This is a genomic window from Paraburkholderia unamae, assembly GCF_003268775.1.
GTDB lineage: Bacteria > Pseudomonadota > Gammaproteobacteria > Burkholderiales > Burkholderiaceae > Paraburkholderia > Paraburkholderia unamae.
Genome location: NZ_QLSU01000031.1, coordinates 26,023 through 44,426, shown reverse-complemented (window position 1 = coordinate 44,426; position 18,404 = coordinate 26,023). Strand labels below are relative to the sequence as shown.

The 18,404-nt window shown below is 66.8% G+C and carries 12 protein-coding genes; 7 read left to right on the top strand and 5 right to left on the bottom strand.

Annotated elements, in window-relative coordinates; translation table 11 throughout:
- Positions 1 to 69 precede the first annotated feature (69 nt).
- A complete protein-coding gene (locus tag C7401_RS35200; RefSeq protein WP_112176668.1) occupies positions 70 to 1,539 on the bottom strand; it encodes a PucR family transcriptional regulator in 1,470 nt (489 codons plus the stop codon).
- 343 nt (positions 1,540 to 1,882) lie between these two features.
- Between C7401_RS35200 and C7401_RS35195 the strand changes: the two genes are divergently transcribed.
- Together C7401_RS35195 and C7401_RS35190 are read left to right on the top strand one after the other, a co-directional pair.
- Positions 1,883 to 2,560 (top strand): heavy metal response regulator transcription factor, encoded by a 678-nt coding sequence (locus C7401_RS35195; protein ID WP_112176667.1) that lies wholly within the window; start codon positions 1,883 to 1,885, stop codon positions 2,558 to 2,560.
- Positions 2,561 to 2,568: 8 nt separating this feature from the next.
- Positions 2,569 to 3,996: a heavy metal sensor histidine kinase gene (locus tag C7401_RS35190; RefSeq protein WP_112176728.1), complete on the top strand. Its 1,428-nt coding sequence runs from the start codon at positions 2,569 to 2,571 to the stop codon at positions 3,994 to 3,996.
- Here C7401_RS35190 and C7401_RS35185 read toward each other — a convergent pair.
- Genes C7401_RS35185 through C7401_RS35175 form a run of 3 tightly spaced genes read right to left on the bottom strand, consistent with a single transcriptional unit; the run spans position 3,959 to position 9,922 of the window.
- Positions 3,959 to 5,452 (bottom strand): efflux transporter outer membrane subunit, encoded by a 1,494-nt coding sequence (locus tag C7401_RS35185; protein WP_112176666.1) that lies wholly within the window; start codon positions 5,450 to 5,452, stop codon positions 3,959 to 3,961. The two genes, C7401_RS35190 and C7401_RS35185, sit on opposite strands and share 38 nt — an antisense overlap.
- A gap of 15 nt (positions 5,453 to 5,467) precedes the next feature.
- Positions 5,468 to 6,706: an efflux RND transporter periplasmic adaptor subunit gene (locus C7401_RS35180; protein ID WP_112176665.1), complete on the bottom strand. Its 1,239-nt coding sequence runs from the start codon at positions 6,704 to 6,706 to the stop codon at positions 5,468 to 5,470.
- A gap of 9 nt (positions 6,707 to 6,715) precedes the next feature.
- The gene (locus C7401_RS35175; RefSeq protein ID WP_112176664.1) at positions 6,716 to 9,922 is read right to left on the bottom strand and encodes an efflux RND transporter permease subunit; all 3,207 of its coding nucleotides are present in this window, start codon (positions 9,920 to 9,922) and stop codon (positions 6,716 to 6,718) included.
- A 298-nt stretch (positions 9,923 to 10,220) separates the two neighbouring features.
- Between C7401_RS35175 and C7401_RS35170 the strand changes: the two genes are divergently transcribed.
- From C7401_RS35170 to C7401_RS35150, 5 genes are all read left to right on the top strand, one after another.
- Positions 10,221 to 10,577, top strand: coding sequence for a DUF4148 domain-containing protein (locus C7401_RS35170; RefSeq protein WP_112176663.1), 357 nt, complete (start codon positions 10,221 to 10,223; stop codon positions 10,575 to 10,577).
- 548 nt (positions 10,578 to 11,125) lie between these two features.
- On the top strand, positions 11,126 to 13,483 hold the full coding sequence (locus tag C7401_RS35165) for a TonB-dependent receptor (protein WP_112176662.1): 2,358 nt from the start codon (positions 11,126 to 11,128) through the stop codon (positions 13,481 to 13,483).
- Between the two features lie 120 nt (positions 13,484 to 13,603).
- On the top strand, positions 13,604 to 14,314 hold the full coding sequence (locus C7401_RS35160) for a Fe2+-dependent dioxygenase (RefSeq protein WP_112176661.1): 711 nt from the start codon (positions 13,604 to 13,606) through the stop codon (positions 14,312 to 14,314).
- Positions 14,315 to 14,322: 8 nt separating this feature from the next.
- Complete coding sequence (locus C7401_RS35155; RefSeq protein WP_112176660.1) at positions 14,323 to 15,414, top strand: alpha-hydroxy acid oxidase; 1,092 nt, start codon at positions 14,323 to 14,325, stop codon at positions 15,412 to 15,414.
- 616 nt (positions 15,415 to 16,030) lie between these two features.
- Positions 16,031 to 17,479 (top strand): undecaprenyl-phosphate glucose phosphotransferase, encoded by a 1,449-nt coding sequence (locus C7401_RS35150; protein ID WP_258397353.1) that lies wholly within the window; start codon positions 16,031 to 16,033, stop codon positions 17,477 to 17,479.
- A 76-nt stretch (positions 17,480 to 17,555) separates the two neighbouring features.
- On the opposite strand, the gene C7401_RS35145 is transcribed toward C7401_RS35150, so the two are convergent.
- Positions 17,556 to 18,383, bottom strand: a complete 828-nt coding sequence (locus C7401_RS35145) for a WecB/TagA/CpsF family glycosyltransferase (protein ID WP_112176727.1) — start codon at positions 18,381 to 18,383, stop codon at positions 17,556 to 17,558.
- Positions 18,384 to 18,404: the final 21 nt, after the last annotated feature.

Sequence of the window (18,404 nt, the reverse complement as noted above, 5' to 3'; positions counted from 1 at the left end):
AGCAAAGCGCGCGGGCCAGGCTATGCGCAAAATGTCGATTCGAGGGACAGCGCTTATACAAATGTATGACTATCCGTCTGATGATTTCAAAGGGGCATCGGACAACAGATTGGCAGCCTTTCCCGCCTTAAGGGCCAGCCACAATCGCGTGATGCCGTCGGTCGTGGTCGGTTTGACGCCGGTTAGCTGCTCGATTTGCTTCAGGCGGTAGACGAGGGTCTGGCGGTGGATCGTCAGGTCGAAGGCGGCGGATTTCCAGTTGCCGTCGTTCTCCAGAAACGTCATGAGCGTCGGGAGCAGGGCGGTGCCGTGGACGCGGTCGTATTCGATCACGGGACCGAGGTAGCGGCCGACCAACGCACTCGCCTCGGCAAGCGACCTCGGCATCGTGATGTAGCCGGTGTCGACTTCTCCGTAGCGCACGAGATCCTTTCCGGCTTCGTGTGCCTGGGCCAGCGCGAGGCGCGCCTGGCGCACGCTCTCGCGAAAGCCGGCTGCCTCCGTGACAGGCCCGCTGATGCCGGCCACGGTGCCCTTGCCCAAGCCGAAGCGCAGGCATTCCAGCGTGTCCACGTGATCCTGAGCCAATACGAGCAGCACGTCATCATCGAGCAGCAGGGGCGTGCGGGCGTGCAACGGTGGCGCATGGTGGATCTCGGCTGCGCTCCACGGCCCCTGCTTTCCGGGAGTGAGCGCGAGCACGACGAGTGTGCCCGTCAACCCGCGGCGCTCCAGCATGGGGCGAAAGGAAAATTCGGCCTCGCCTTTCAAGAGGCTGCGCAAGAGCGCAGCGCCTTCCTCTCGCAGTTTGTCGCGGTCGATCATCATCCGTTCCAGCTCGATCGCGAGCAGGCCGAGCAGAGAGCGCACCAGCAGGGGATCCTGCATCGCTTGCGCGTCTCGACGCTGAATGACCAGGTCCGCTTTCGCCCGGCCGCCGATCGCGACGCGTTCGACAAAGACCGGCTCGGTCTCGACAGAAGTGGGCAACGGGTTCGAGGAAACGATGATCGAGCCGCTGCGCGCGTCTTCGATTGCCAGCCCGAGTCGCAACCGGTCGGATAGCACAGTCAGGCGTCCGGCCATGTCCGGCACTTCGCGCAGGGCGGCCGCATACGTCTCGAACAGTTGTTCGCTGGCTCTGAAGCGCTCGCGCTGGGCTTGCAGCACGCTTTCGATCACATGCTTCGACAACTGCACGAATTCAAGCTCGAAGCTCGCTTCGAGTACCGGGAACATCAAACGGTCTGCCGCGTCGAGCATCTCGCGTGAGAGTTCCGGCGCATCGGCCCGGCGCGCGACGACCAATGCACTGGCATGGCTGCTCGCCAGCTTCTCCAGCCAGATAATCTGGTCGGAAGCCTCGCGCGGCACGCCTGCACCCGTCGTCATGACCAGATTGCCGCCGGTAATCCATCGCCAGGGATCGGGAAGGTCAACGGCATGGGCCCAGGTGATCGTCCGCGTCAGTCCGGACAAGCCAGCGATAGCCGTCAGTTTCAGGGATTCGGTATCCAGCAACTCCTGCACGGTAATCATCGCTTGCACTCGAAAGGTAGATAGAGGAGCGGATTTGAACGCCCTCAAGAGGATCACAACTACACCGGCCGGCAGCACGGTTCAACGACGTGCCGCCACACGGGCCTACCGCGAAAACATGGCTTGCCAGGCATGGTTGTCGGGAAGGTCCGCAAAGGCCATGGCGCCGGCGCGAGGGCGGACGCGCTTCTGAGCAGGATTATGCAAGGAGTGGCGCGATGGACATAAATGGCTCGTGGCGGGATACGAAGGCGCCGCGCCGCCCGGGAGCGACGCTGCGTTAAGCCCCCCGGCGCAACGGAGCGCATACAATTGAGCCGGACACACAGATAGTGGAACGGCGATGCGCATTCTCGTGATCGAAGACGAGCCGAAAACCGGCGCCTACCTGAAAAAGGGCTTCGAGGAATCCGGCTATGCGGTGGACGTGGCGGCGGACGGCGCCGAAGGCCTGATCCTCGCGAAGGAAGCCGCGTACGACGTGATCGTGCTCGACGTGATGCTGCCGACCATGGACGGCTGGGCGGTGCTCAAGACCCTGCGCGCCACCCACGCTACGCCCGTGCTGTTCCTCACCGCGCGCGACGACGTGGCTGACCGCGTGAAGGGGCTGGAGCTGGGCGGCGACGACTACCTCGTCAAGCCATTTGCGTTCGTCGAGCTGCTCGCGCGGGTGCGCACGCTCGCGCGACGCGGGCCGCCGCGCGAGAGCGACGTGCTGGCGCTCGGCGACCTCGAAGTGGACGTCACGCGGCGGCGCGTGAAGCGCGGGGCGAAGCGCATCGACCTCACGCCCAAGGAGTTCTCGCTGCTGCAACTGCTGGTGCGCCGCCAGGGGGAAGTGCTCACGCGCACGCAGATCGCCTCGTATGTGTGGGACATGAACTTCGACAGCGACACCAACGTCGTGGAAGTCGCCATTCGCCGCCTGCGCGCCAAGGTCGACGACGAGTTCGACATCAAACTGATTCATACGGTGCGCGGCGTGGGCTACGTCGCCGAAATCAAAGGGCCCGCCTGATGGCGCGCATGGCCGCTCGCTCGCTCACCGCCACCCTGGCGCTGAGCTTCGCCGGCACGACGCTGGCGGTGTTCGCGCTCGTGGGCAGCACGCTCTATTTCACGCTCGACCGCGAAGTCAAGCGGCAGGACGATCTGGACATCGTGTTGATCTCGCGGCATACGCGCCGTCTCGCGCAGGAACTGCACGACGCGGCGGATGTGCGCACGCACGCCCAGCGCCTCACGAGCCAGGTGCTGGGCAATCCCGCGCTTTCGATGGAGATGCTCGACGCGAGCGGCGAGCGACTGTTCGAGCACAACACCGAAAGCATTGCCGACGCGCTCTTTCCCCAGGCTGCCCTTTCCCGGCGCCTCGGACCGGCGCAGCGCATTACCGAAGACGACGTGGTGGAGTGGCGCAACGCGTTCGGCGTGCCGGTGCGCGGGATCGCCACCGCCGCGTCGCTCACCGACGGCACGCAGGTCACGACCGTGATCGCGCGCGACATGACCGACCGCTGGCGCCTGCTCGACCACTATCGCGAGCGGCTTTACGGCTTTGGTTTCGCGGGCATGCTGCTCGCGTTCCTGATGAGCTGGATGCTCGTGCGCGAGGCGCTGCGCCCGCTGCGGGAGATGGCCGAGCGCGCGGCCACCGTCACGGTCGACCGGCTCGATACGACCATCGAGATCGAGCGCGCGCCCAGCGAGCTGGAGGCGCTCACGAAGTCGCTGAACGCGATGCTCGATCGCCTGCACGGCGGCTTCGAGCGCATGTCGCAATACACGGCCGATCTCGCCCACGACATGCGCACGCCGCTTGGCAACCTGCGTGGATCGACCGAAGTGGCGCTGGCGCGCCCGCGCAGCACGGCGGAATACGAAGCGCTGCTCGAATCGAATCTGGAGGAATGCGAACGGCTTTCGCGCATGATCGAGAGCGTGATTTTTCTCGCGCGCGCGGAGCACCCGCAATTCATGACGACGCTCGCGGCGTTCGACGTCGAGGAAGCGCTCGCGCAGATCGCCGACTACTTCGAAGGTCTCGCCGACGAGGCCGGCGTGCATATCCGCGTGGCAGGCCAGGGGCGGTTGCGCGCGGACAAGGAACTGTTCCGGCGCGCGGTGGGCAATCTGCTCGCCAACGCGCTGCGCTATACCCCGCGCGGCGGCGAGATCACGCTGCGCGTGGACGAAACGCCCACGGCCGTGGAGGTCACGGTGGCCAATCCGGGCACGCCGATCGACGGCGCGCTGCTCGAACGCATCTTCGACCGCTTCTATCGCGCCGACGCCTCGCGCCATAGCGAGCCGCGCGCGGGCGCGTCGGCGGGCCTCGGGCTCGCCATCGTACGCACGATCATGACGCTGCATGGCGGCTCGGCGCGCGCCGAGAGCGACGCGACGAGCACGCGCTTCATCCTGACGTTCGCGCGGCCTGAGGCGTCGCGCTGAGATTGCGCAGCGTCGTGCGGTCCCAGCCACCGCCGAGCGCCTGGAGCAAATGCACGCTCGCGTCGAGCCTGCGCCCCGCGATCTGCTGCTCGTTGCGTTCGTTCGCGAGCGCGATGGTCTGCGCCGTCACCACGTCGAGATAGTTCACCGCGCCCGCCTGGTAGCGGTTGGTCGTGAGCTTGAGCGAGAGTTGCGCGGCGGCCGTCGCGCGCTGCTGGCTTTCGGCTTCACTCGCCAGCGTGTCGAGCGCGCTCAGATTGTCTTCGACCTGCTGGAACGCCGTGAGCACCGTTTGCCGGTAGCCAGCCACGGCCCCGTCGTATTGCGCATTGGCGCCCTTGAGCGTGGCGTCGCGGCGGCCGCCGTCGAACAGCGTGCCCGCGAGCTGCGAACCGAGCGACCAGAAGAGGCTAGGCGCGCTGAGCCACGGCGCGAAGAACGTGCTTTCGAGCCCCGCCGTGGCAGAAAGCGTGAGGTCGGGATAGAAGGCCGCGCGCGCCTCGCCGATTCTCGCGTTGGCCGCCGCCACGCGCCGCTCGGAAGCGGCGATGTCGGGGCGCCGTTCGAGCAGCGCCGAGGGCACGCCCGCCGGAATCTGCGGCACCACGACGGGCGCCACCTGCGGCGGCAGCACGAACGACGAAGCGGGCACGCCCACCAGCGTCGCGATGGCGTGCTGAAGCTGCGCACGCTGGACGTCGATGTCGCTGTCCATCGTGCGCGCGCTCTCCAGTTGCGTTTGCGCCTGGGCGACCGCCGAGGCGTCGATCGCGCCGTCGGCGAGCTGCTGCTGGACAATGCGCAGCGCCGCCGTGTAGGCGGTCACGGTGTCATCGAGCAGCTTCTTCTGGCGGTCGAGCGTGCGCAAATCGAAGTAGTCCGAAGCAAGCTGGCTCGTCACGGAAAGGCGCACGGATTCGAGGTCGGCCTCGCTTGCCTGGGCGTTGGCGTGCGCTTCGGTGGTGGCGTCTTTCACGCGGCCGAACAGGTCGGGCTCCCAGCTTGCCGTGACGCCCGTGGAATAGTCGGGAATCGTCTTGCCCGCGAGCGACCGGTCGACGAGATTCTGCGAGGTGCGGTAGCGCTGCGCCGCCACGCCCGCCGTGACCGTGGGCGCATAGCCCGCGCGCTGGTAGTCGATCATCGCGCGCGCGGCTTGCAGATTGGCCACCGCCTGGCGCACGGTCTGGTTCGACACATCGACGCGTGCTTCGAGGCTGTCGAGTTCGCTGTCGCCGAAGATCGTCCACCACGGGCCGCGCGGCTTGCCGTCCGCGGGCGCGGCGACGGCCCAGCCGGGAGCGGCCTGAGGGGCATTGGCGGGCTGAGTGGCATAGTGCGCCGGTACGTCGACCGAAGGGGCGCTGTAATGCGGCAACGTGGTGCATGCGGCGAACGAGGCGGCCGTGCAGGCCACGACGATCGTGCGCAACGGGGTGAGGGGGCGTTTGAACATGATGGACCTCGCCATTCAGGCTTTGTTGCCCGGCGCGGACGTTGCCGTCACGTGCACGCTTTGACCGTTGGCGATGGCGTCGCCGGGATTGTCGATCACCCGGTCCGATGCGGCGAGCCCCGTGGCGATCTCCACGTAAGTGCCGAAGTCGCGGCCAATGGTGACCTTGCGCAGTTGCACCTTGTCGTGCGCGTCCACCACCGCGATCGTCACGCCGTCGGGGCGGAACAGCAGTGCGCTCACGGGCAGTTCGAGCGCGGGCGTGGCCGTGGTGAGTGCGAGATGCACCTGCGCGTAAGCGCCGGGCATGAGCGCGCCGTCGTGGTTGTCCACGTCCACTTCCACGTGCAAGGTCCGGCTCACGGGATCGATCACGTTCGAGGTGCGCGCGACGCTCGCGGCGAAGCGGCGGCCCGGATATTGTTGCGTCGTCAACCACACGGCGGTGCCGGGCGTGACGAGGCTCGCGTCGTCCTGCGGCACATCCACGTACACGCGCAGCCGGTCGGTCTGCGCGATATGGAACAGCTCGCCCGGCATGGTGGCGAGGCCGGGCGTGCCGCCCGCCGTGACGAGCGCGCCCACCTGCACGTTGCGCGCGGTAATCACGCCGTCGAAAGGCGCGGTCACGTTCTGGTATGAAACCAGCTCCTGGAGCCGCGACACGTTGGCCTGCGCGGCCTGGAGCGTGGCGAGCTTCGCAGCGGCGTCGCTCGTCTTCGCCTGCGCGTCCTGGGGCGAGACCGATTGCGTTTGCAGCATGGTCTGCCAGCGCTGCGCCGTGCTGCTCGCGAAGCGATAGTTGGCCTGCGCCGTGGCTGCGTCGGCGCGCGCCTGCTGGAGTTGCGCGTCGAGTTCGGGCGTGTCGATCTGCGCGAGCGTCTGGCCGGCCTTCACATGCGCGCCGATATCCGCGTACCAGTGCTGGACGTAGCCGCTCGTGCGCGCATAGATCGAGGCGTCGGCCCACGACATGACCGAGCCGGGCAGCAGCAGGTCCTGGCTGGCGGGCGCGCGCTGCGGCACGAGCGTCGCAACGATCAGGTCGCGCTGCGCCGCCACCTGTTGCGCTTGCGTGGTGCGCGCTTCGAGGCGCGGCACAATGCCGGCGGCGAGCAGCGCCGCCGCGAGACAGGCGAGGCCGATCACGAGGGCGGCGCGGCGCGGTTTCGCCGGGGCGGTTTCGGCGTGCGCGCCAGGCTGTGCGTTGGCGTCGCGGTCGTCGGGCGCGCCGGCTGGATTGGTCTGGTTCATTGGGAATCCTTATTCAACGTGATGGGTAGCGTTGGTGCGGGCGTTGTCTTGTGCATCCCGGGCGGCGCGGCGTTTGGCCAGCCAGCCGTGCACCATGCCGAAGACGACGGGGACGAACACGAGCGTCGAGAGCGTGCCGATGGCGAGGCCGCCGATCACGGCGCGCCCGAGCGGCGCGTTCTGCTCGCCGCCGTCGCCGAGACCGAGCGCCATCGGCAGCATGCCGATCAGCATGGCGAGTGCTGTCATCAGCACCGGGCGAAAGCGGTTGAAGCCCGCGTCGAGCGCCGCCGCGAGCGGCGACATGCCGCCGGCGAGTGACTCGCGCGCCGTGTTGATGACGAGAATGCTGTTGGCGGTCGCGATGCCCATGCACAGGATCGTGCCAGTGAGCGCCGGCACGCTGAGCGTGGTTTGCGTGACGAACAGCATCCACGCGATGCCGGCAAGCGACCCCGGCAGGCCGCTGATGATGATGAGCGGGTCGAGCCACGACTGGAAGTTCACGACCATCAGCAGATAGACGAGCGCGATGGCGAACACGAGGCCCGCCGCGAGGCCGCTGAACGAGGCGTTCATCGACTGCACCTGGCCGCGCACGACGATCGACGAGCCGGGCGGCAACTGCGCGCGCGCGGCGTCGACGAGACGGTTCACGTCGGAGGCGACGCCGCCAAGGTCGCGCCCCTGCGTCGAGGCGAAGATGTCGAGCACGGGCTGCACGTTGTAGTGCGACACCACGGCTTGCTGCTCGCTGCGCGAGACCGTGCCGAGCGTGCCGAGCTGGTTTTGCGGATTGACCTGCACCGACTGCGTGGTTACCGGAATGTTGGCGAGCGTTTGCAGCGAATGGATGTCGTATTGCGGCACTTCGGCCATGAGCGGATAGCTCACGCCGTTCTTCGGGTCGAGCCAGAAGTTCGGCGTGGTCTGGGAGCTGCCCGAGAGCGCGATGAGCAGGTTCTGCGCGACATCGCGCTGCGTGAGCCCGGCCTGCATCGCCTTGGTGCGATCGACGTTCACGTTGATGGTCGGCTCGTCGCCGGGCTGCTGGATGCGCGCGTCGACGAGGCCGCGCACGCCGCGCATCTGGTCGAGCAGACGATTGGCGACCACGCGGTTTGCGGCCAGCTTGTTGCCGACGATCTGCACGTCGATGGGGGCGGGCAGGCCGAAGTTGAGGATCTGGCTCACGATGTCGGCGGGCAGGAACGCGAACGTCACGCCCGGAAACGCGGCGTTGAGGACGTTACGCAACTTCGCGACATATTGCGCGGTGGGCTTGTGCTTCGGCGCAAGCGTGATGAGGATGTCCGAGTCTTCCGGGCCGATGGGGTCGGACGAGTCGTACGTGAGGTTGATGCCGCTCACCGGCACGCCGATGTTGTCGAGCACGGCGGCCTGTTCGGAGGCCGGAATCACGCTGCGGATCTTCGCCTCCACTTCGTCGGTAATGCGCGCCGTTTGCTCGATGCGCGTGCCGGTGGGCGCGCGCAGGTGCAGGCGGATTTCGCCGGTGTCGACGGCGGGGAAGAAGTCGCGGCCCGTGAACGGCACGAGCACGAGCGAGCCCAGGCAAAGCGCGAGCCACAGCACGACGAAGCGGCGGCGCTGCGCGATGGCCGCCTGCAACAGCGCGCGATAGCGGTTGCGCAGCGCTTCGAAGCGCGTTTCAAAGGCGGCCTGAAAGCGCGTCAACGCCCCTGCGATGCCGCGCGCGGGCGCGGCGTTCGGGTCGCGTGCGCGCAGCAGGTACATGGCAAGCGTGGGAATCAGCGTGCGCGAGAAGAAGTACGACGCGCACATGGCGAACACCACGGCCTCGGCCATCGGCACGAACAGATAGCGCGCGACGCCCGAGAGCAGGAACATCGGCACGAACACGATGCAGATGGAGAGCGTGGAGACGAAGGTGGGCACGGCGATCTCGCCCGAGCCGTTGAGAATCGCGTCGTGCAGCGGCGCGCCGCGCTCCAGGTGGTGCGTGATGTTCTCGATCGCGACGGTTGCGTCGTCAACGAGTATGCCCACGGCGAGCGCGAGCCCGCCCAGCGTCATGATGTTGATGGTTTCGCCGAGCGCGGAGAGCGCGATGAGCGAGGTGAGCACGGCCAGCGGAATGGTGATGGCGATGATGAGCGTGGCGCGCCAGCTGCCGAGAAAGAGCAGGATCATCGCCGCCGTGAGGCAGGCGGCGATCAGCGCCTCGCGCACGACGCCCGAGATCGCCGACTTCACGAACACCGACTGGTCGCCGAGCGGCGTGATCTTGAGCGCGCTCGGCAGGCCCGCGGCGATCTTCGGCAGCATCGCCTTGACCTGGCTGATGATCGTGAGCGTGGAGGCGCTGCCGGTCTTTTCCACCGTGAGCAGGGCGGCGCGCTTGCCGTCGGCGCGCACGATGTTGGTTTGCGGCGCGTAGCCGTCGATCACGTGCGCGACGTCGCGCACGTACACCACGCTGCCGTTCACGGTCTTGATGGGCAGGTCGTTGAGCGCGGCAACCGTCTGCGTGCTGCCGTTCATCTCCACGTTGTATTCGCGCGAGCCGATCTTCGCGGTGCCGCCGGGCAAGATGAGGTTTTGCGCGTTGACGGCGTTCACCACGTCGGCGGGCGCGAGCCCCTTGGCCTGGAGCGCCTTGGGGTCGAGCTCCACCATGATCTGGCGGATCTTGCCGCCATAGGGCAGCGGCACGGCCGCGCCCTGGACGGTGGCGAGCTGCGTGCGAATGAAGCTGTTGCCGAGGTCGTAGAGCGACTGCTCGGGCAGCGTGTTGCTGGAGAGGCCCAGTTGCAGCACCGGCACCGTCGAGGCGTTGTACGTGATGATGTTGGGCGGCAGCGTGCCCGGCGGCAGGATGCGCAGGATCGAGGCGGAGTTCGAGGCCGCCTCGGCAATCGCGCGGTTGATGTCGGCGCCGGGGTGGAAGAACACCTTCACGACCGAGACGCCGTTGAGCGACTGCGATTCGATGTGCTCGATGTCGTCGACGTCCGAGGTGAGGGCGCGCTCGTAGTTCGAGGTGATGCGATGCGCCATGTCCTCGGCGGAGAAGCCGTTGTAGCTCCAGACGATGCTGACCACAGGAATGTTGATGTTCGGAAAAATGTCCGTGGGCGTGCGCATGATCGCGAGCGGCCCGAGGATAAAGAGCAGCACGGCGAGCACGATGAACGTATAAGGGCGCCTGAGCGCCAGTTTGACGATCCACATGGCGTGTTCCGGGTTGGGTCTGAAAGAGGGGCGCGAGAGGCCGCGCGGTTGATGCCAGTATCGGGAGGAGGCGCTTACCCGCTGCTGACCTCGACATTACGGATTTGTCATCTGCGCGCGTTGCTGCGCGAGGCCTGTGCTCGCGGCGTTCGCGAGAGATAACGAACTCGTAATCGGCGGGTCAGCTTTGGGTCAGCGCGGCGCGACCAGAATGCAGTCAACCTTCGCGACATTGCCGAGGGCGGCTGAAGCGGCATCGCTTTCCGGTGCGGCGGCCATTCATTGAGAGGTGAACATCATGAAAGCACTCGTTTCCACCCTGCTCCTCGCCTGCGCGCTGGCCGCTCCGGCCGCCGCTTTTGCGCAGACCGCACAGACCGCTCCGACCGCGCAGAGCAGCGCGACACCCGTCACCCGCGCTCAGGTGATCGCCGATCTCGTGCGGGTGGAGCAGGCGGGCTATCGTCCGTCGGCTTCGGATCTCAACTACCCCGACGACATTCAGCACGCCGAGGCCATCGTGGCGCAGGAGCAGGCGCACGGCGCGGCGCCGGGGAGCACGGCGGTGGGCGGCGTGGCGATGACGGGAGGCTCGGACTCGGGCGCGCCCGTGATGGCCAGCGTGAGCGATCGCTCGATCTATGCGGGCCATTGACGGCGTGCATGCCGCGCGGCGGCGCCGGCCATGATGCCGGCCGCCGCTTTTTTTGCTTTTCCGCTGTTCGTTGCGCACGCAACCTCTCGCACTTCTCCCTGTTCTGTCCCCTGCTGCGTAATCTTCTGTAAACGTTCAAAGTCCTTCCAGTCAAATAAGAATCGTTTACATTAAAGTTACAAACCCTTATATTTCTCCCTGCGACGGCATTACAAGTCCGGCTGATTACGGACAGGGGAGACCTTCCCCCACGCGACCGTCGCTCATTCCCACCGTACGCGGGCGCGGCCGATTCCATCGCAGCCGTGTCTGCGGCGCATGAGTTTTTCGTAGGCGTCTGCCTGCCTGCCGGCTCGCGCAGGACCATGGCCTGGTCTGCGCCAGGCCCGTCGCACGGTAAAGCGCGCCGAACATTCAAACGCCAGTCAATCGGGCCGGCCCTCGCTCACGCTCAGCGAAGGCCGGGGATAGAGCCTGCGCGCTTTCCTTGATGATTCGCAGTACGACATAGTTTTCGAAACACATTCAAGAAGAACTGGAGCAGTTTGATGAAGCAGAAAGTCACATCGGTTGCGATTCGCCGTCTCGTTTCCGGCGCCGCCACCGCGAGCGTTGCGATGACGCTCACGTCCGTGCCCTTGATGGTGTTCGCGCAAGACCCGGCTGCCACGGCCGAGGCGCGCAAAGACCAGCAGGCTGGCACGCAGGCCGGGTCGCAAGCCACCCAGGCGCTCGCGCAAGCGGGCGGCGACACGCAACTCGCGGCCGCCGAAGGCGGCGCGCTGCCGAAGATCTCCGTCACGGCGGCGCTGCCGGGCAACACCAACGAGGCCACGACCGGCATCGCCCGGTTGCCGGACTCGGTGAGGGACATGCCGCAGACCGTGAATGTGATCCCGCACGAGCTGATCGAGCAGCAGAAAGCCACCTCGCTTGAACAGATCCTCAAGAACGTGCCGGGCATCACGATCTCCACGGGCGAGGGCAACGGCGGCCAGAGCGGCGACCAGTTCAAGATTCGCGGGCTCTCGGCCAAGGGCGATATCTATATCGACGGCCTGCGCGACTTCGGCGCATACAAGCGTGACAGCTTCGACGTGGACAGCGTGCAGGTCATCAAGGGCGCGTCGGGCGACAGCTTCGGCGTGGGCAGCATCGGCGGTCTCATCAACCAGACCTCGAAGATGGCGAATCTGGAAACGTCGACGAGCATCGATCAGAGCGGCGGCTCAGGCTCGACCTATCGCACGACCGTGGACAGCAACATCAAGCTGGGCGACACCACCGCGCTGCGCGTGAACGGCATGTACCAGAACGGCAACACGCCCGACCGCGACAACGTGAAGGACAACCGCGCGGGCGTGGCCGTGGACTTCGGCACGGGCATCGGCACGAACACCGAGTGGCATCTCGGCTACTCCTACCTGCATCGCGACGGCGTGCCCGACTACGGCCAGCCGACGGCGCAAGGCTCCGACGGCATCTATCGTCCGTTGCTCGAATACGGCGTGCCGGGTCTCGATTCGTCCACGTCCTATGTGCGCAGCACGGACCACGACAAGAGCGACACGCACATTGTCTCGTCGCTGTTCACGAAGAAGCTCAATAACGGCATCCAGATCGACAACGACACGCGCTTCACGTTTTACGAGCGCGACTTCTCCTCGACGAATCCCGCCGCGATCAGCAACACCGATCTGAAGAAGCTGCTGGCGGCCCAGAACGTCGCGCTGTCGTATGGCGCGGGCGGCGGCGCCGCGTATCTTCAGCGCGGCATCGGCGTGCAGAACGTGACCACCGCGAAGGGCGAATTCGATCTCGGGCCGTTCCGCAACCGCGCCGTGGTCGGTCTCGACATGAACTATCAGCGCGACCATCGCGACCAGGGCACCTGGACGGGCCGCGTGAACAACCAGACCGTGGTCAATCCGCAGTATCAGATGCCCGCGGGCTGGTCGCTCGGTTACGGCGCGACCACGCGCGACGCGGAGTCGTCGGATATCGGCCTGTTCGCGAACGACCGCATCTGGCTCACGCAACAGATCTCGCTGCTCGGCAATCTGCGCTGGGACTATTTCCGCAGCAAATACTGGACCAACGCGACCTCCGTTGCGGGCGGCACGGCTTCGTCGAGCAAGCTCAGCCCCGCGATTGCGGCGATGTGGGAGCCGACGAACAATTCGATGTTCTACACGTCGTTCTCGCGCACGTATCGACCCGTGGGCACCGACATTGCGCTCGCCGTGGGCGGTGTGCAGTCGGAAGTGCCGCAAGACGGCGTGGGCAATGAGCCGGAGCGCGCGGACACCGTTGAAGTGGGCACGAAGCTCGACTTCCTCAACAAGCGACTGGGCGTGACGGCCGCGCTGTTCCAGACGCGCAAGTCGCATGCATACACGATCGACCCGGACACGGGCGAACTCTCGCCGGGCTTCTCGGACAACGGCGAAGGCTATCGCATTCGCGGCGTGGAGCTGGGGCTCACGGGCTGGATCACGAACAACTGGTCGGCCAACATTGCGTATGCGTACCTGAACGGCATCGTCACCGAGGCGAGCGCGGCGACGTCGATCGGCAAGACGGCGCCGGGCGTGTCGAACAACAACGTCACGCTGTGGACGAGCTATATCGTGCCGCATTCGCTGCTGCCGCTGCCGGGCAAGCTCACCGTGGGCGGCGGCATGCAGTACGCCTCGGGCTACTGGGCCGATTCGGCGAATACGGCGCGCATGCCCAACAACTTCTCGCTCGACGGCATGGTCGGCTACGAGCAGGGGCCGTACCGCATTTCGCTCAATCTGTACAACCTCACCGACCACCTGAACTACCAGTCGGCGTTCAGCTCGGCGCGCGCGGTGCCGGCTTCGCGCCGCACGTTCCTCCTGAACGCGGGCGTGACGTTCTGATCGTTGCGCTGGCAACGGATGGAAGCCGATAACCCGCGATAGCGCCGAGCGGCGGCGTACACGATTCCGGTTTTCCGGATCGTGTACGCTGTTCGTCTGTTTACGAAACCCGCCTTCATCATGTTCATTCAGATTCCCGACGTGCTCACGCCTGCCGATGTGAAGCATTGCCGCCAGGTGCTCGAAGCTTCGCAGTGGGTGGACGGCCGTCTCACTGCCGGCGATCTCGCGGCGAAGTCCAAGAGCAATCTGCAAATTCCGGCGGAAAGCGCCGAAGCGCGCGAACTGGGCGAACTGATCCTGAATGCGCTGGGCCGCAACGCGACCTATCATTCCGCGGCGCTGCCGTTTCGCGTGCTGCCGCCGCGCTTCAATCGCTACGACGTGGGCATGACGTTCGGCACGCACGTGGACAACGCGATCCAGACCGTGCCCGGCACGGGCGGCATGCGCATGCGCGCGGACGTGTCCAGCACGATCTTTCTTTCGGACCCCGATGAATATGAGGGCGGCGAACTCGTGATCGACGACGCGCAAGGGTCGCGCGCCATCAAGCTGCCGGCGGGTCACATGATCGTCTATCACGCTTCCACGCTGCACCGTGTGACGCCGGTCACGCGCGGCAGCCGCTGGGCCTCGTTTTTCTGGGCGCAATCGCTCGTCAAGGACGAAACGAGCCGCGCCATGCTTTACGAACTCGACTGCGCCATCATCGCCCTGCGCTCGGACCTGGGGCTCACGCGCGGCAACGAGTCCGCAGACGAGCACCCGGCCGTGCTCCGGCTCGTGAATCACTATCACAATCTGTTGCGCCGCTGGTCGGAGCTGTGAGCCGCACGATGCACATTCCCGCCGATACGGTTTCGCTGTTCGACTACGAACGCCATTTCCACACGCGCGTCGATCCCGCCATTCGCGCCTATATCGCGGGCGCGGCCGCCGACGGCATCACGCAGCGCGAGAATCGCACCGCGTTCGATCGCGTGCAGCTCATGCCGCGCGCGCTGGTCGATATGTCGTCGGCCACGGCGCGCACCACGTTGCTGGGCGAAACGCTCGACTACCCGGTGCTGATCGCGCCGACCGCCTGGCACCGGCTCGTTTGCGAGGAGGGCGAACTCGCCACCGCACGCGCGGCGTCGCTCACGCGCACGTGGACGACCGTGAGCGCGCAGGCGAGCGTGGCGCTCGAAGCGGTGGCGCAGGCAGCGGACGCGCCGCTATGGTTTCAGCTCTATATGCAGCCGCGCCGCGAAGACACGCTCACACTCGTACGCCGTGCGGAGGCCGCGGGCTATCGCGCGCTCGTGGTGACGGTGGACGCGGCCGTGAGCGGCATACGCAACGTCGAGCAGCGCGCGGGCTTTCGGTTGCCCGAGGGCGTGGAGTCGGTCAATCTGCGCGGCTTCGCTCGCGCCGAGGCGCTCGATGCGCGCGGCGGCAGCCCCGTGTTCAAGGGCTTGCTTGCGGGCGCGCCCACCTGGGCCGACATCGAGTGGCTCTGTCGCGCAACGGCGCTGCCGGTGCTGCTCAAGGGCATCCTCAACGCGGCGGACGTGCCGGGCGCGCTCGATGCGGGCGCGGCCGGCATTGTCGTGTCGAATCATGGCGGCCGCACGCTCGACACCGTGCCGGCCACGCTCGACGTGCTGCCCGGCATTGCGGCGGCCGTGAACGCACGCGTGCCGGTGTTGCTCGACGGCGGCGTGCGGCGCGGCACCGACGTGCTGAAAGCGCTGGCGCTTGGCGCGCAGGCCGTGCTGATCGGCCAGCCGGTGCTGCATGCGCTCGCCGTGGGCGGCGTGGCGGGCGTGGCGCACTTGCTGACGCTGCTGCAAACCGAACTCGAAGTGGCGATGGCGCTTACCGGCGTGCCGCGCCTCGATGCGGTGCCGCGCGCGGTCGTGCGTGAGATGAGGCGTGAGACTTGACACCCGACAGCGCCAATGACGCGCTCGTCAATGACGTCCGCCCGATTCAATCCACCGATTAAAACGTTTGCGCGGGCGTAAATCGACAGATTCATGGTCGAAATAAACCGGTATTGTTTTTTATAAAGCACGACCATGCGCCACTAATACGCCGGGCGTTAAATCCGGCGAATCGGGAAATTAACCACAATATCGCCGGAAGTCATTGCATCTTCTTTACTGCATACGCAAAGTCATAATGGACTGGTAAGATACGCGCGAAATATCGGATGGCGAGCCGCCATTTTCGGATAATCGGTGCGAGCCTAGACCACTCGCGCCGCCGGAAAGCGTGCCGCGCCATCAGGCCGACTGGGGAGCGGCCGTTGGTACGCAAGCACCGTGAAGCGAGCGCGTCGCATGAAGTCGACTGAAAAAAGCGCGTACGTTCGCAAGGTGCCTTCTACCGCAAGCGTTGCCTGCGCATCGAGCGCCGCCGCTTGTGTCCGCACGCGCCGTGCACAGACGGTTTCCCTCATACGCCAACGCGACGCCCGCCATGCAAGCGCCGGGCCATATCAACACTATTGAGGCCCGCTGTTCAGTTACGCAGCCGCACGATCCAGCCGAACTCGCCATGTCCACTCAGTCGACCCACCATCACCGCCTCTTCATGGCGCTGGTCGGCGGCATCAGCGCGGCGCTCAATACGGGCGCCTTCGTCGCGCTGCTGCCGCTGCACGGACAAGTTGGCGACACGCCTTATACGCGCGCCCTGACCGGCGCGTTCGCCGTGACGGCGTTCGTGGTGTTCGCGCGTTTTCATCTGCTGTCGAGCGCGCGCAATCTCTGGTGGATGCTCGGCCGTGGCGCCTGGCGCTGGTGCCGGCTGCCGGTCGTGCTGATGGCGCTGCTGTTCATCACGCACGGCGACGGCGGCAGCGGCGACCCGCGTGTGCTGGTCGCACAGTGGGCCGCGTTCGCGCTGCCGCTGCAACTCGTGGGGCTTGCCGTGCTGCGCGGCGTGGCGCACAGCATCAACAACGCGCCCGGCAACCAGCGTCACGCGGTGTTCTTCGGCATGGGCAGCGAGGCGCGCAAGCTCAACCTGCGCCTGCGGCGCTCGCCCATCCTCGGCATTCAGGTGGTCGGCTATTACAACGACGCGCCCGTCGCGCCGGGCGCCGGCGAAACCCTGCCGCTGTATCTGGGCCGCTACGAAGATGCGGCCGGGCGCATTCACGCCAACGCGTTCGAGATCGCGTTCCTCGCGATGAGCCAGCCCGAGCGCAGCGAGATCACGGCCGCGGTCACGGCCGACGTCGTGAGCCGCCTGTGCGATTCGACGGCGGCGATCTATCTCGTGCCCGAGGTGCATTTCCTCGACGACCTCGCGACCACCAGCTCGGACCTGGCCGGCGTGCCGCTGCTCGCGCTGCATGACGTGCCGATCCTCGGGCTCTCGCGCATGCTCAAGCGCGCGGTGGACATCGTCGGCGCGTGTGTGCTGCTCGCGCTGCTGTGGCCGGTCATGCTCGTCATCGCATTGGCGATCCGCCTCGACTCGCCCGGCCCGGTGATGTTCCGCCAGCGCCGCAACGGCGAGCACGGCTTGCCGATCGTCGTGCACAAGTTCCGCTCGATGCGCGTCGCCGCGCGCGATGCGGGCGCGCCAGGTGAGGCAGGCAGGGAGGGCGAGGGCGGCTTGCGCCAGGCGCGCAGCGGCGACGACCGCATCACGGCGGTGGGGCGTCATCTGCGCCGTACTTCGCTCGACGAATTGCCGCAGCTTTTCAACGTGCTGGGCGGCTCGATGAGCCTCGTCGGCCCGCGCCCGCATGCGGCCGAGCACAACGAGCTGTATCGCCGGCTCATTCCCGGCTACATGCTGCGCCATAGCGTGAAGCCCGGCATCACGGGATGGGCGCAGATCAACGGCCTGCGCGGCCTGACCGACACGCCCGACAAGATGCAGCGCCGCGTGGAGTTCGACCGCTACTACATCACGCACTGGTCGCTCTGGCTCGATCTCCAGATCCTGCTCAAGACGATCCCTTCGATCATCTCCGGTCGCAATGCGGTCTGACGCGCGCGCCCGGTCGAGCGCGGCCGCGTTGGTTTGCCGCTCGGCGGGTGACGCCGTTGCCCCCGCCGTTGCCGCTTCAGGCGGCGCGCCGCTGCGTGCGCGCCACGCGCCAGTGCCGCCACAGGATGCCGAAGAAGCGGCGGTCGTCCACGAGGTAGCGGCGCCACAGGCGCGCGGGGTCCTGCATCACGCGCCAGCACCATTCGAGGCCGCAGCGCTGCATCCACGCGGGGGCGCGCTCGCGCAGGCCCACGGCGAACTCCACCGCCGCGCCCGCGCACAGCATCAGGCCGCCCGGCAGCTTGTCGGCGTGATGCAGCGCCCAGCGTTCCTGCTTGGGCATGCCGACGCACACGAACACGATATCGGGCGCCGCCGCGCTCACGCGCTCGGCGACCGCCGCGCCCTCGGGGCCGGTCGGATCGAACGTCATGGAAGGCGCGATCACCGTGATGTCGAGGCCCGGATAGTGTTGCGCGAAGCCGTTCACGAGCGCGGCCTCGTGGCCCGGACGCCCGCCCACCACCACGACCTTCCAGCCGCCCGCGCGGGCGCGCTCGCACAAGGCGGGCAGCAGGTCGGAGCCGGTCACGCGGCCGGGCAGCGGCGGGCCGAACAGGTGGCTTGCCCACACGACGGGCATGCCGTCGGCGAACAGGAAGTCGGCGGTTTGGTAAAGACGCTTGAATTCGGGCTGCGAGTCGAGGCGCACGACGTGGTCGACGTTCGGCGTGACCGCCACGCGTGCGCGCCCGTCGCGCTGCATGGCGGCTGCGCAAAGCACGTCGAGCGCGGTGTCGAACGACACTGCTGCGATATCGAGTCCGAACAAGGGAATGCTCGGCGTGAAAACACCCCGTGCGGCCGCGTGCGGCGCCGCTGGCAAGTAAGGCGCACTGCTCATGTTGTTTTTGTGACCCCGACG